The 12,522-nt window shown below is 73.1% G+C and carries 11 protein-coding genes; 6 read left to right on the top strand and 5 right to left on the bottom strand.

Features of this window, described 5'->3' with window-relative positions:
* Window positions 1-101 precede the first annotated feature (101 nt).
* The 3 genes from ACEZDG_RS28815 (at window position 102) to ACEZDG_RS28805 (ending at window position 3,690) form a co-directional block, all read left to right on the top strand.
* Entirely contained in the window at window positions 102-1,649 is a 1,548-nt protein-coding gene (locus ACEZDG_RS28815; protein ID WP_380514849.1) for a DHA2 family efflux MFS transporter permease subunit, read from the top strand.
* A 16-nt stretch (window positions 1,650-1,665) separates the two neighbouring features.
* A complete protein-coding gene (locus ACEZDG_RS28810) occupies window positions 1,666-2,298 on the top strand; it encodes an acyl-CoA-like ligand-binding transcription factor (protein WP_380514846.1) in 633 nt (210 codons plus the stop codon).
* A gap of 210 nt (window positions 2,299-2,508) precedes the next feature.
* Window positions 2,509-3,690, top strand: coding sequence for an alpha/beta hydrolase family protein (locus tag ACEZDG_RS28805; protein ID WP_380514843.1), 1,182 nt, complete (start codon window positions 2,509-2,511; stop codon window positions 3,688-3,690).
* A gap of 25 nt (window positions 3,691-3,715) precedes the next feature.
* On the opposite strand, the gene ACEZDG_RS28800 is transcribed toward ACEZDG_RS28805, so the two are convergent.
* The 3 genes from ACEZDG_RS28800 to ACEZDG_RS28790 all read right to left on the bottom strand — a co-directional run bounded on the left by ACEZDG_RS28800 (window position 3,716) and on the right by ACEZDG_RS28790 (window position 8,269).
* Window positions 3,716-4,735: a hypothetical protein gene (locus tag ACEZDG_RS28800; protein WP_380514841.1), complete on the bottom strand. Its 1,020-nt coding sequence runs from the start codon at window positions 4,733-4,735 to the stop codon at window positions 3,716-3,718.
* Window positions 4,732-5,985, bottom strand: coding sequence for an MFS transporter (locus ACEZDG_RS28795; protein ID WP_380514838.1), 1,254 nt, complete (start codon window positions 5,983-5,985; stop codon window positions 4,732-4,734). Before ACEZDG_RS28795 ends, ACEZDG_RS28800 begins: the two co-directional genes overlap by 4 nt.
* A 70-nt stretch (window positions 5,986-6,055) precedes the next feature.
* A complete protein-coding gene (locus tag ACEZDG_RS28790; protein ID WP_380514837.1) occupies window positions 6,056-8,269 on the bottom strand; it encodes a chitosanase in 2,214 nt (737 codons plus the stop codon).
* 329 nt (window positions 8,270-8,598) lie between these two features.
* On the opposite strand from ACEZDG_RS28790, the gene ACEZDG_RS28785 reads away from it, so the two are divergent.
* Entirely contained in the window at window positions 8,599-9,009 is a 411-nt protein-coding gene (locus ACEZDG_RS28785; RefSeq protein WP_380514834.1) for an SRPBCC family protein, read from the top strand.
* Between the two features lie 8 nt (window positions 9,010-9,017).
* Here the strand turns inward: ACEZDG_RS28785 and ACEZDG_RS28780 are convergent, their stop codons facing one another.
* A complete protein-coding gene (locus tag ACEZDG_RS28780; RefSeq protein WP_380514831.1) occupies window positions 9,018-9,644 on the bottom strand; it encodes a TetR/AcrR family transcriptional regulator in 627 nt (208 codons plus the stop codon).
* A gap of 49 nt (window positions 9,645-9,693) precedes the next feature.
* Between ACEZDG_RS28780 and ACEZDG_RS28775 the strand changes: the two genes are divergently transcribed.
* On the top strand, window positions 9,694-10,644 hold the full coding sequence (locus ACEZDG_RS28775) for an NADP-dependent oxidoreductase (RefSeq protein WP_380514828.1): 951 nt from the start codon (window positions 9,694-9,696) through the stop codon (window positions 10,642-10,644).
* A 58-nt stretch (window positions 10,645-10,702) separates the two neighbouring features.
* The gene (locus ACEZDG_RS28770) at window positions 10,703-11,473 is read left to right on the top strand and encodes an MBL fold metallo-hydrolase (RefSeq protein ID WP_380514827.1); all 771 of its coding nucleotides are present in this window, start codon (window positions 10,703-10,705) and stop codon (window positions 11,471-11,473) included.
* A gap of 41 nt (window positions 11,474-11,514) precedes the next feature.
* Here the strand turns inward: ACEZDG_RS28770 and ACEZDG_RS28765 are convergent, their stop codons facing one another.
* The gene (locus ACEZDG_RS28765; RefSeq protein WP_380514824.1) at window positions 11,515-12,429 is read right to left on the bottom strand and encodes an NADP-dependent oxidoreductase; all 915 of its coding nucleotides are present in this window, start codon (window positions 12,427-12,429) and stop codon (window positions 11,515-11,517) included.
* Window positions 12,430-12,522: the final 93 nt, after the last annotated feature.

Below are 12,522 nucleotides of genomic sequence, written 5' to 3'. Positions count from 1 at the left end.
GCCCCGCCGGGCCCGTGCCCGGCGGGGCGAAGCCATATATTGACAGTCGACTCCCATTTAGGAGTTACTCTCTTTTAGAGGTTCACTCCTAGGAGGTCGTCATGGACCGTTCCCCCCGCCGTTGGCTGGCGCTTGCCGCCCTCACCCTCGCGGTGCTGATCGTTGCGCTCGACGGCACCGTCATCAACGTCGCCCTGCCCACTCTCTCCGCCGAACTCGGGGCCGACAGCGCCCAGTTGCAGTGGATAGGCGGCGGCTACCTGCTCGCCCTCTCGGTCGCCATGCTGCCGGTCGGCCTGCTCGGCGACCGCTACGGGCACAAGCGGCTGCTGCTCGCCGGAGTCGGGCTCTTCGGTGTCGCGTCCCTGGTCGGCGCGTCGGTGCACAGCACCGGCGCGGTGATCGCGGTCAGGGCCGTGCTCGGCCTTGGCGCGGCGATGATCCTGCCGCTGTCGATGGCGGTGCTGCCCCGGATCTTCGACCAGGAGGAACTGCCCCGGGCCATCGGCGTCTGGACCGCCGCCACCGCGCTCGGCATGCCGGTGGGGCCGGTCGTCGGCGGCTGGCTGCTGAACCACTTCTGGTGGGGCTCGGTGTTCCTCTTCAATGTGCCGGTCGCGGCCCTCGCCCTGGTCGCGGGCCTGTGGCTGCTGCCCGCCGACCCGTCCCGCGGCTCCGCCGGGGCGAATCCCCGCGCACCGTTCGACAGCCTCGGCACGGTGCTCGGGGTGCTCGGCATCACCGCCCTGGTCTACGGCACGATCCAGGCCGCCGGGCAGGGCTGGGGCGACCCGGTGGTGCTCAGCACCCTCGGCGCCGGGGTACTGCTGCTCGCCGTGTTCCTCCGGCACGAGCGCCGGTTCGCCCACCCGCTGGTCGACCTCGGGCTGTTCGCCGACGCCCGGTTCCGCTGGGGCGCGGTGATCGCGGTGTTCGTCAACTTCGCGGTGATGGGCATCCTCTTCGTGGTCCCGCAGTACCTGGAGGCGGTGCTCGGCAACGACGCCTTCGGCACCGGGCTGCGGGTGCTGCCGCTGATCGTCGGACTGATGCTGTCCGCCGCCGTCAGCGAAGCCCTGGTGCCCCGGCTCGGGGTGCGGGTGGTGGTCCCGACCGGACTGCTGCTGCTGGCCGGCGGGGCGTTCCTCGGCGGAACCGCGGGCACCGGCGACGGCTACGGCTTCACCGCGCTGTGGCTCAGCCTCACCGGCCTCGGTTTCGGGGTCGCCGTGGTGCCCGCGACCAGCATGGTGATCCAGTCCCTGCCCAGCGAGCGCACCGGCGCGGGAACGAGCCTGCTGGAGACCGTGCAGCAGCTCGGCAGCGTGCTCGGCGTGGCCGCCCTGGGCACCCTGCTCAGCCTCGGCTACCACGCCCGGCTCCACCTCGGCGGGCTGCCCGCGGACGCCGCGCACAGCGCCCGCGAGTCCGTCACCGCGGCCGGCGCCGTCGCCGAGCGGCTCGGCGACCCCGCCCTGGGTACCACCGCGCACGCCGCCTTCGTCCACGGCATGGACCTGGTGCTGCTGTTCTGCGGGGCGGTCGCCCTGCTCACCGCGCTGGCCGCGGCCCTCCGGCTGCCGCGCCGGACGGCGGCGCCGGGCCCCGCGGCCGAGGAGGTGCCCGCGGTTGTCGCCGCCGCGCGGTAGCACGGAGAATCACCGCATGTGCACCGAGAAGACCCCGGTCGTGACCGCGCCGCAGCCCGCCCCCGCCGAGGGCGGGCTGCGCGCCCGCAAGAAGCAGCGGACCCGGGACAGCATCCGCCGCCACGCCTACCAGCTGTTCGCCGAACAGGGCTACGAGGCAACCACGGTGGACCAGATCGCCGCCGCCGCCGAGGTCTCCCCCAGCACCTTCTTCCGCTACTTCCCGGCGAAGGAGGACCTGGTCCACGCCGACGACTACAACCCGATGCTCGCCGAGGCCCTGCGCTCGCGTCCGGCGGACGAACCGGTGATGGACTCGATCCGGCTCACCCTCGCCGAGTCCTTCGACCGGATCCTCGGCGGCGACCGGGAGGAGCTGCTGCTCAGGACCAGGCTCACGCTCACCGACCCGGCGGTCAGGGCCGGCGCCATGGACGAGCAACTGCGCAGCCAGGCCGACGTCGCCGCGATGATCGGCGAACGCACCGGCCGCCCCGCCGACGACCTGGACGTCACCGCCGCCGCTGCCGCGATCATCGCCGTGTCGATGGCCGTGGTACACCACTGGGCCGAACGCGACGGAGCCCCCGACCTCGCCGACCTCTACGACCGCCAGTTCGCCCGCCTGGCCGAGGGCCTGCGCTTCTGAGCGCCGCAAGGGCCGGGAGTAGGGGTTTGCCCACCTCGGAAGTGGGTTTCGGTCCATAGCGTCCCTGCGGGCCCTCACCGCAGCATGATCCCAAGGCCACAGCGTGGCCCGTGCTGTGTCAGAGAACCCCTGGGAGGGCCCGTGGTCACCACTCCGTCCATCGACCAGATCCGAGACCGAAGCCGAGACCGAAGCCGAGGACGAGCGCTGATGACGCGCCGTCATCTGCTCGGGACCGCGCTGGCCGCCGGTGCAAGCCTGCCGATCGCCGCAGCCGGCCGGGCCTGGGCGGCTCCGACCGGCTCCGACCCGCTGCTCCCCGGGCCGCTGCGCCCCGTCCTGCCCAGGCCCACCGGGCCGTACCCGGTGGGCACGGTTGCGCTGCACCTGGTCGACCGTTCACGTCCGGATCCGGTGGCCGGTCCCGGGCACCACCGCGAGTTGATGACCTCCGTCTGGTATCCGGCCCGGGGCGTCGGGCGGTATCCGACGGCGCTGTGGACGCCGCCCGCCGTGCTGCGCCCGCTGCTCGCGTACAACGGCTTCCCGGCCGACGTGGCCCTTCCGCCCCGTACGGTCGGCCATCTGGGCGCTCCGCTGCGGCGGACGGCCGAGCGCCTTCCCGTCATCCTGTTCTCGCACGGCGCGCACGACCACCGGGCAGAGAGCACCGTCGTGGTGCAGGAACTCGCCAGCCACGGATATGCGGTGGTGACGGTGGATCACACCTACGACGCCTTCAGTGAGTTCCCCGACGGTCGGATCACCGTCCCGCTCGACAACCCGTCGTTGGGCGCGGCGGACTTCGCCACGGACATCCGGTTCGTGCTGGACTGCGTCGAGGAGCTCGCCGCGGGCCGCAACCCGGACGCCGACCACCGGACGCTGCCGACCGGACTGGCCGGCTCCCTCGACCGGCATCGCATCGGGATGTTCGGCAACTCGAAGGGCGGGACCGCGACCGCCCTGGTGATGAGCGCGGACCCGCGCGTCCGGGCCGGGCTGAGCATCGACGGCCCGATGCAGCCGCTGATCACCACCGAGCTGGACCGTCCGTTCATGATGATCACAGCCGAATTCACCAGGGCCCTGGAGCCGAGCGTGGCCGAGTTCTGGTCGCGGTTGCGGGGCTGGCGGCTCAACATCCAGGCCGCGGGCGCGGTCCACTCGTCCTACAGCGACACCCAGGTGCTGATCCCGCAACTGGCGAAGGCCGCCGGGATGAGCGACGCGGATCTGCTGGACTGGGTCGGCACCCTCCCCCCGTCCCGGGCGGTGCGCATCCAGCAGGCGTACCCGCTCGCGTTCTTCGACCTGCACCTGCGGCAGCGGCGGGAACACCTGCTCGACGGCCCCAGCCCGGCCTTCCCCGAGGTGACGTTCCTCCCCTGACGCCATGACACCCTGGCGCAGCAGTTCAGGGGCCGGGCTGTACGGACGGGGACGAGGCGTCCGGGATCAGCAGTCGGGGGGTGCCGCTGCCGTCGGCCGGGACGGACCAGACGTCCCAGCCGTCGCCGGAGGGGCGGACCCGGCCGTACAGAACGGTGTGTCCGTCCAGCCAGGCCGCCTGGTCGTCGATGCTGTGGAGCTCAGCGAGCGGGGTCTCCGTGAGCGTCGCCAGGTCCAGGACGTAGAGCCGCCAAGGCCGGTTGGCGCTGGCGTTGACCCGCTTCTTGAAGACGACGCGGGTGCCGTCCGGCGACAGCGAGGGGCATTCGACGTTGCTCAGCAGGGTGCGGGCGGTCCAGCGCCGGTAGTCGCCCCGCACCAGGTAGGTGCTGCCGCCCGTGCGCACGGTGGCGTAGAAGGTGTTGTCGTCCGCGGCGAAGCCGACGCCCCAGTAGTTCACGTCCGAGGCGTGGTACGCATGCCCGTTGAGGGTGAGCGGAATGCTCTCGATGCTGTCGGTGAGCCGGCCGGTCCTGGTGTCCAGGATCGAGGTGCGGGTGGAGAAGTCGTCGCGGAGGTACGAGTCGCCCTGGACGAAGGTGGTCCAGGACAGCATCCGGCCGCTGGCCGAGACCCGGGCCCGGTTGGGGAAGCCCGCCGTCCGCACCTGCCGGACCTGGTGCAGGCCGCTGTCGAGCACGGTGACATAGGTGGCCGGCACCGGGCCCTTGCGCTGCAGGCAGATGCCGGTGCCGCGGGCAGCGTACAGCCGGTCGCAGAGCAGGCCGCCGGTGCTCCGCGGGCCGTCCGGACGGGCGGTCGGCACGCTGGCCAGTTGGCCGAACCCCGGGCCCGGCGCGGTGTCGCGGAACAGGATCCGGCCCGGCGCGTCCAGCCGCACCTGCCCGTGGGACGACCCGTGGGACGACCCGCCGGCCGCCACGGCGGACGCGTCGCCGCGCGAGCGCAGCACATAGCCGGTGAGGCCGACGGTGAGGGCGAGCGCGACGGCCACCAGTACCAGCAGTCGGAGGCGTGTGGTCACGGGCGTCGTCCTTCGTCGCGGAGCGGGAGGATCCAGAGCGCGGCGAGCACCGCCGCCACCAGCGCGGCCAGGGCCAGTGCGACCGCCGGGTGCAGTCCCCACCGGGTCCAGGCCGCGCCGAAGAGCACGGACGAGCCCAGCGCGGCGACCGCCTGGCCGGTCTGCACCAGGGCCATGCCGCTGGCCCGCAGCTGCTCCGGCAGCATCGGTCCCACCGCGGCCATCAGCACCCCGTCGGTGGCGGCGTAGAACAGCCCGTGCAGCACCAGCGTCACCGCCAGCAGCGCCACGCCGCCGAGCGGGCCGAACAGCAGCAGGTACGCGCCGAGCAGCGCGCCGTACCCGCCGAGGAACACCCGCAGTCGGCCCAGCCGGTCGGCGACCCGGCCCAGCGGCACCGCGAGCAGCAGATAGCCGGCCGCGGTGCCCAGCGGCAGCAGCGGGAAGTACGCCGCCGCGATGGCCAACCGCTGCTGCAGCAGCAGGTAGACGAAGGAGTCGCTGAGGGTGACCGCGCCCAGCAGCGCGGCGCCCAGGCAGACCCGGCGGAAGCCGGGGAGCAGCAGCAGTCCCAGCGCGCCCCGGAGCGAGGCCGGCTCCGCGGCGTCCAGGGCCTGGCGCCGGTCGCGGACCAGCAGCACCAGCATCAGCACCGCGAAGGCGGCGACGCAGAAGCTGGCGACGAACACCGTGTCGTAGCGGTCGGGCGCCACCAGCAGCAGGCCGAAGGCGGCCAGCGGGCCGAGGAAGGCCCCGGTGGTGTCCAGTGCCCGGTGCACACCGAAGGACCGGCCCAGCGTCTCCGGGGTGCTGCTCAGCGAGATCAGCGCGTCCCTGGGCGCGGTGCGCAGCCCCTTGCCGGTACGGTCGGCGGCGATCACCGCGCCGAGCAGCGGCACCGACGAACCGGCCGCCAGCAGGCCCAACTTGCAGAGCGCGGAGAGCCCGTAGCCGACCCCGGCCACCAGCTTGCGGCGCCGGCGGCGGTCGGCCGCGTGGCCGCCGGCGAGGCGGACCAGCGCGGTGACGCCGAAGTACATGCCGTTGAGGGCGCCGAACTGGAGCGGGTTCAGGCCGAGGGTGTAGATGAGGTACATCGGCAGCACTGCGGTGATCATCTCCGAGGAGATGTCGGTGACCAGGCTGACCGATCCCAGCGCCAGCACATTGGGCGCGACGGACGCACGGGACCGGGCCGGGGCGGAGCCGGACGCCGGGTGGGCGACGGCGCGGCTCGACGAGATGTACATGACTGTCCTCCGGGGCTGGACGGGCGGGGCGAGCGGTCGGAACCGGTCGCCCCGCCCGGGTGACGCGGTGTCAGCCGGCGATGGTGTACGGGTCGCCGTACGTGTGCCAGGACAGGGACGGGTTCAGGTCCAGGTCGCCCTGGTCCAGGAAGACCCGCTGCTCGGTGTCGACCCTGCTGGTGTCGCCGTGCGGGGCGTCGGCCCGCATCGCGGCGGTGCGGGCGGTCAGGAAGGCGTCGAGGTAGGCCGTCTCGTCGCCGCCCTGCGCCGGGGTCCGGGCCTGCCGCAGGGCGGTCGCACGGATCCGGGCGAACTCGGCCGGGCCCGCGCCGGGGCCGGGGGTGACCAGTGCGTCGAAGTAGACGAACTGGCCGAGCGCGTGCAGCCCGTCGGCCTTGGCCTGGGCCACCGCCGGGTCGAAGGACTCCCGGTTCAGCTCGTCGTCCTGCGCCGTGCGGAACACCGGGTCCGCCGCCGCGCGGTGCCAGGCGGCGGTGAACGGCGCACCGAGGCCGGTGTGCGCATGGCTGCCGTCCACCCTGCGCAGCGCCGGCAGGTAGCCGGCCAGTACGTTGTGCGGCTCGCGCCGGGTGTAGAGCTCGACCAGGGCGAGCAGGTCGCCGGTGCTGGAGTGGAAGCCCGCGATACCGGCCGTGTAACCGCGGCCGTCGCCGATGTCGTCGATGTAGGTGTACTGCTCCTTCCAGTCCAGGGAGGAGTTCGCGGCGCTGGAGACCACTTCGAGGGCGATCTCCCGCTTTCGCGGGTCGGTCAGGTCGCCGGTCGACCTGGGCACGGCCGCCTGCACGGCCCCGGCCCCGGCCCCGGCCTTGGCCGCCGCTGCGGCGGTGCCGTAGACCTCGAACTCGTAGAGCGAATAGCCGTAGCTGGTACCGCGCTTGGTGCCGTACATCCGGACGTAGCGGCCGGTCCCGCTCAGGGTCAGGTCGTCGGTGCCGCCGTTGCCGGAGGCGGTGCTGTAGACGGTGGTCCAGGTCTTGTTGTCGTCGGAGGTCTGGATGCTGTAGGCCTTGCCGTAGGCCGCCTCCCAGCTCAGCTTGACCCGGCTGAGAGCGGTGCTCCTGCCCAGGTCCACCGAGATCCACTGCGGGTCAGTGCCCTCCTTGCTGCCCCACCGGGTGGTGGACTTGCCGTCGACCGCGTTGGCGCCGCCCAGGCTGGTGCTCTCGGTCGAGGAGGTGGTGGTCGGCCGGTTCAGCGCGAGGTTGGCGCCGCCGGCCGGCGGGCTGGTCGGCGGAGAGGTTGGCGGCGTGGTCGGCGGTGTCGTCGGCGGCTTGGTCGTCGGCGTGCCGCTGGTGTCCCAGATCCCGCTGATGGCGCTCGCCGAGGCGGCGCTGCCCAGGGCGGGCAGCCCGTACATGTCCTCCAGCGTGCGCAGCAGCGAGTAGTGGGTGTACTTGGTGGCGGAGGTCGCACCGGGCTTGACCCGGGCGCCGACGATCATGGTGGCGATCTGGTTGGTCGAGTCGTCGCCGTCGTCCTCGTCCCAGGTCAGCACCAGGGCGCTGTTGTGGGTCTTGGCCCACTGGATGTAGCCGTCGAAGTTGCTCTTCAGCCAGGTGTCACCCTGCTTCACCGTGCCGTCGTGCATGTCGTCGTTCAGGGTCGGCGTCACGAACGAGACGGTCGGCAGCTTGGTGTAGTCGGTGGGGAAGCGGCTGTAGCGCAGGTTGGACGCGGCCGGGATGTCGGCGAAGTCGACCCAGCCGTTGTGCTTCCTGGCGTAGCCGCTGTCGCCGTCGTCGCCGCAGTCCTTGGAGCCGTCGGAGGGCAGCGCCTCGGAGTAGCCGACGAAGGTGTGACCGCTCGTCAGCAGCTGGTTGCCCAGGTTGTCGGCGCTGAAGTCGTGCGGGCAGTCGTCGTCGGCGACGCCGTGCGTGGAGCCGGAGAACAGCGCCACGTAGTTGCCCTGGCTGGGGTGCGTGGTGCCGTGGAAGTTGCTGAACGACGCGCCTTGCGTGGCAAGGGAGTTGATGTACGGGGCGTCCTTGCTGCCGACGATGTCGTCGTAGAACTTGTTCTCCTCCATCACCACCACCACGTGGTCGTACAGCGGCAGCCCACCGGCCGCGGCCTGCGGCTGCGCGGCGCCGGCGGGGCCCGCGGCGGACGGCACGGCGGCGGCCGAGGCCGCCACGCCCAGCACGGTCAGCGCGAGGGCGGTGGCGGCGGCGATGAACCCCCGCCGGGTACGCCGGGAGGACGTGGATGCGGACGCGGCCATGGACGCGGGCGTGGGCGGAGGGGGGTTGGGCGGTGTCATCGGGTTCTCCTTGCCGGGCGGGGAAGGCCCCCTCGGCACGGCAGGCCGGAGCGCCGTCCGACGGCAGGAGTCGGGCGTGCGTGGGACCGGTGGCACCGCGAGAGAGGGCGGGCACGTGCCGCGAAGGGGCACAGGCGGCATAGGGCCGCGTGCAGCCGGGTCAGAGACACCTGAGCGCGTCCAGTTCTGAACTTCCGCGCCAAGCTGCTGAGAGAGGTTTCTACTAGCCGTGACGACGACCTGTCAATCGTTTGGCCCGGGCTGCGGGCGTCCCCGGGTTGGCCGATCTGTTCAAGACAGCGCCGACGGAGGCCGATAGCGTCGCGAGCATGGACACCACGGCAGCGGAATCCCGTCACCTCAGCACCTATGTCGACCGGCCCGCCCAGCAGGTCTACGACTACGCCTCGGACCCGTCCCACCTGCCCGCATGGGCGCCCGGCCTGGGCAGCTCCGTCGAGGAGGTCGACGGGAAGTGGATCGTGGACTCCCCCATGGGCCGGGTCGAGGTCGCCTTCGCGCCCAGAAATGAGTTCGGCGTACTCGACCACACCGTGGCACTGCCCTCGGGCGAGACCTTCTACAACCCGATGCGGGTGACCGTCCACGGCACCGGATGCGAGGTGGTGTTCACCCTGCGCCGGCAGCCGGAGCTGAGCGACGAGGAATTCGCCCGCGACGCGGACGCGGTGTCCGCCGACCTGGTCGCGCTCAAGCGGGTGATGGAGAGTACAGACTGACCTGCTGCCTACTGGCCTCGGGAGAGGGGCAGTCGGACGGCCGGGGGAAGCGGCGTCAGCACCGGGTCGGCCTGGAAGGACTGCAGCATCAGGGCCGCGAAGCGGCGCGACGCCGCCACCCTCATCCCGGGCGACTCGGCCCGGATGCCCTCGTTCGCCATCAGCGCCAGGCTGATGTCCTCCAGCACGAAGTCGTCCCGCAGCAGCCCCGACTCCTTGGCCCGCCGCACCAGTTCGAGCAGCAGGCGCAGCGTCCGCTCCCGGTCCGCCGCGAGGTAGGCCGCCTCCGGCAGCTCCGAGGTGAAGGCCCGGGCGAAGCCCCGGTCCAGGGCGTGCACCTCCATCAGCCGCTCGATCACCAGGCTGAACCCGCTCCAGGGGTCGTCCGCCGCCAGCCCCTCGTGCACGATCGCCGAGCAGGAGGCCATCTGCTCGGCAAAGGCCTCGGCCAGCAGCGCGTCCTTGGTCTGGAAGTGCCGGTAGACGGTCGCCACCCCGACCTCGGCGCGCCGGGCGATCTCCCGGATCGGCACGTCCAGGCCCTCGGCGGCGAAGGCCGCGCGGGCGACGGCGAGGATCCGCCCCCGGTTGTCCCGGGCGTCGGAGCGGAGCTTCGTTATCACTTGGGCCGTCACCGCTCTCACTTTAGCCAAACGGACGGGGTGCTCCGTTACGTTCGGCGCCATGAGAGCCATTCAGTTCACCGAGTACGGGCCGCCCGCCGTCCTGCACACCGCCGAGGTGCCGCCGCCGCAGGCCGGACCGGGCCGGATCCGCATCGCCGTACGGGCCTCCGGGATCTCCCCCGGGGAGACCTACATCCGCGCCGGGACGCTGCGTGACGTGGTGCCCACAACCTTCCCGTACCGGACCGGGTTCGACGCCGCGGGCGTGGTGGACCAGGTCGGCGACGGGGTCACCGGCGTGGCCGTCGGTGACGAGGTGTTCGGCATGACCACGATGGCCGCGCGCGGCGCCAACGCCGACTTCGCGGTGCTGGCCGCCTGGGCGCCCAAACCGCCCGCCTGGAGCTGGGAGGAGGCGGGCGGCGCCGCGGGCAGTGTGGAGACCGCCACCCGGGTCCTCGACCGGCTCGCGGTCGGCGCCGGGGACACCGTGCTGGTGCAGGGCGCGGCCGGGGGTGTGGGAGCGGTCGCGGTCCAGTTCGCGGTCGCCCGCGGCGCCACCGTCATCGGCACGGCGAGCGAGGGCAACCACGCGTTCCTGCGCTCCCTCGGCGCGCAGCCGACCAGCTACGGGCCGGGGCTGGTCGAACGGGTCCGCGCACTGGCCCCGGCCGGGGTGGACGCGGTGTTCGACTGCGCCGGAGGGTCGCTGCCGGATCTGATCACCATCGCCGGAGGCACCGCGCAGGTGGTCACGATCGCCGACTTCGCGGCAGCGGCCCACGGCGTCCACATGTCGCACGGAGTGCCGGCCGACAGCACCGGCACGGCCCTGGGCTCCGCCGCCGACCCGCAGGCGGTGCACGGTCTGGCCCTCGCGGTCGCCCTCGCCGCCGAGGGCCGGCTGCGGGTGCCGGTCGCCGCGGCCTTCCCGCTCACCGAGGCCGCTGCCGCGCATGAACTGAGCGAGAGCCGCCACGCCCGGGGAAAGATCGTGCTGGTCCACTGATCCGCTATTGAGTACAGTTGACTGTATCGAATTGGTCAGCCGTCCTCAGGAGCAGCCCGTGAGCAGCACCGTTCCCGTTCAGACCGTCGCCGACGGTGTCGACCGCCTGGGTGACCGGGCGGTCAACTTCTACCTGGTGCACCACCCCGACGGGCTGCTGCTGATCGACGCGGGACTGCCCGGCCACCTCGCCCAGTTCCAGCGGCACCTGGCCGCACTGGGACGCGAGCCGGCCGACATCAAGGCCGTGCTGCTCACCCACGCCCACCCCGACCACACCGGCCTGGTCGCCCCGCTGCACCGGGCCGGCGCCGAGGTGTGGGTCCAGCGCCAGGACGCGGCCATCCTGAGCGGCGGTCCGCGCAGCGCGATGCGGCTCGCCAAGCCGGAGGGGTCGATGCTGCGCTACCTGCTGCGCCGCCCGAGCGGCATCGGCGCCCCGCTGCACATGGCGCGGAACGGCGGCTTCACCGCGCCCCCGTTCGCCGAGGCGCGCGAGTTCGAGGGCGACACCGCCTTCGAGACGCTGCCGGGCCGGCCCCGGGCGGTGGCGGTCCCCGGCCACACCTCCGGCAGCACGGCCTATGTGTTCGAGGACCGCGGCCTGGTCTTCACCGGCGACGCGCTGGTCACCCACGACGGCCTCACCGGCCGTCGCGGGCCGGGGACCGTCAGCCGCGCGTTCACCCACGACAGCGCCGCCGCCCTCGCCTCCCTCGACCGCCTGCCCGAACTGCCGGACGCGGTCCTGCTGCCGGGCCACGGCGACCCGTTCACCGGCGGTATCGCCGCCGCCACCGCCGAGGCCCGCCGCAGGGGCGTCGCCTGAGACCGGGCGCCGCGGTCACCTCCGGTCGGCCCGGGCGCCGATCACACCTCGATGACGATCTTGCCCCGGGCGTGCCCCTCCTCGACGGCGCGGAGCGCGGCGTCCGCCCGGTCGAGCGGGAAGGTGGCGGTCACCAGGGGGCGGAGGGCGCCGTCCAGCACCAGCTCGGCCACCGCGTCCAGGACCGCGGCGGTGCGCTCGCGGGCGACCGCGGCGCCGCCGAGCTTCGCCACCGTCTCCCGGTCCGCGCCGCTGATCAGTCTGGCGCGGTCGGCGAGCAGTTCGGCCGCGTCCTCCAGCGCGCTGCCGCCGACCAGGTCGTAGACCGCGTCGACGCCTTGCGGCGCGGCGGCCCGGATCCGGTCCACGACGCCGGGGCCCGAGGCGACGTGCACCGCGCCCAGCGACTCCACGAACTCCTTCTTGGCGGCGCTCGCCGTGCCCACCACCTTCAGCCCCCGGTGCAGCGCGATCTGCACCGCGGCCACCCCCACCCCGCCGCCGGCCCCGGTCACCAGCAGCGTCGCCCCCGGCGGCAGCGCCAGCTGGAGCACGCCGTCGTAGGCGGTGGCCGCCGCGATCGGCAGGGTGGCCGCGTCGGCCCAGGACAGCGCCTCCGGCTTGTGCGCGGCGACCGCCACCGGCAGCAGGGCGTACTCGGCGTAACCGCCGGCCACCGTGTTGCCGAAGACGGCGTCGCCGACCGCGAAGCCCTCGACCCCCTCCCCCAACTGCTCCACCACACCGGAGACCTCACCGCCGAACACCGCGGGCAGCACCGCCGCCGGGGCGCCCAGGGGGCTGTAGCCCGCGCGGCGCTTCCAGTCCACCGGGTTCACCCCGGCGGCGCGGACCGCCACCAGCAGCTCGCCCGGGCCCGGCACCGGACGCGGCAGCTCGGCGAAGGACTCGACCTCGGGACCGCCGTGCCGGGAGTAGGTGTAGGCCTTGGCCATGGCATTTCCTCGCTTCGTCGCAGATACGTCGTCGTCCGGCACCATCATCGTCGCCGAGTATTGACCGCATACTGCGGCAACATGTCACTGCGA

Source organism: Streptacidiphilus alkalitolerans, from assembly GCF_042511045.1.
GTDB lineage: Bacteria > Actinomycetota > Actinomycetes > Streptomycetales > Streptomycetaceae > Streptacidiphilus > Streptacidiphilus alkalitolerans.
The sequence above is the reverse complement of the archived record's forward strand: the minus strand, read 5'-3'. Positions and strand labels throughout refer to the sequence as shown.

Bases quoted from the DNA above. Each gene is read 5' to 3' on its own strand.
- ACEZDG_RS28815 (WP_380514849.1), top strand. From the start codon at position 102: ATGGACCGTTCCCCCCGCCGTTGGCTGGCGCTTGCCGCCCTCACCCTC.
- ACEZDG_RS28810 (WP_380514846.1), top strand. From the start codon at position 1,666: ATGTGCACCGAGAAGACCCCGGTCGTGACCGCGCCGCAGCCCGCCCCC.
- ACEZDG_RS28805 (WP_380514843.1), top strand. From the start codon at position 2,509: ATGACGCGCCGTCATCTGCTCGGGACCGCGCTGGCCGCCGGTGCAAGC.
- ACEZDG_RS28795 (WP_380514838.1), bottom strand. From the start codon at position 5,985: ATGTACATCTCGTCGAGCCGCGCCGTCGCCCACCCGGCGTCCGGCTCC.
- ACEZDG_RS28790 (WP_380514837.1), bottom strand. From the start codon at position 8,269: ATGACACCGCCCAACCCCCCTCCGCCCACGCCCGCGTCCATGGCCGCG.
- ACEZDG_RS28785 (WP_380514834.1), top strand. From the start codon at position 8,599: ATGGACACCACGGCAGCGGAATCCCGTCACCTCAGCACCTATGTCGAC.
- ACEZDG_RS28775 (WP_380514828.1), top strand. From the start codon at position 9,694: ATGAGAGCCATTCAGTTCACCGAGTACGGGCCGCCCGCCGTCCTGCAC.
- ACEZDG_RS28765 (WP_380514824.1), bottom strand. From the start codon at position 12,429: ATGGCCAAGGCCTACACCTACTCCCGGCACGGCGGTCCCGAGGTCGAG.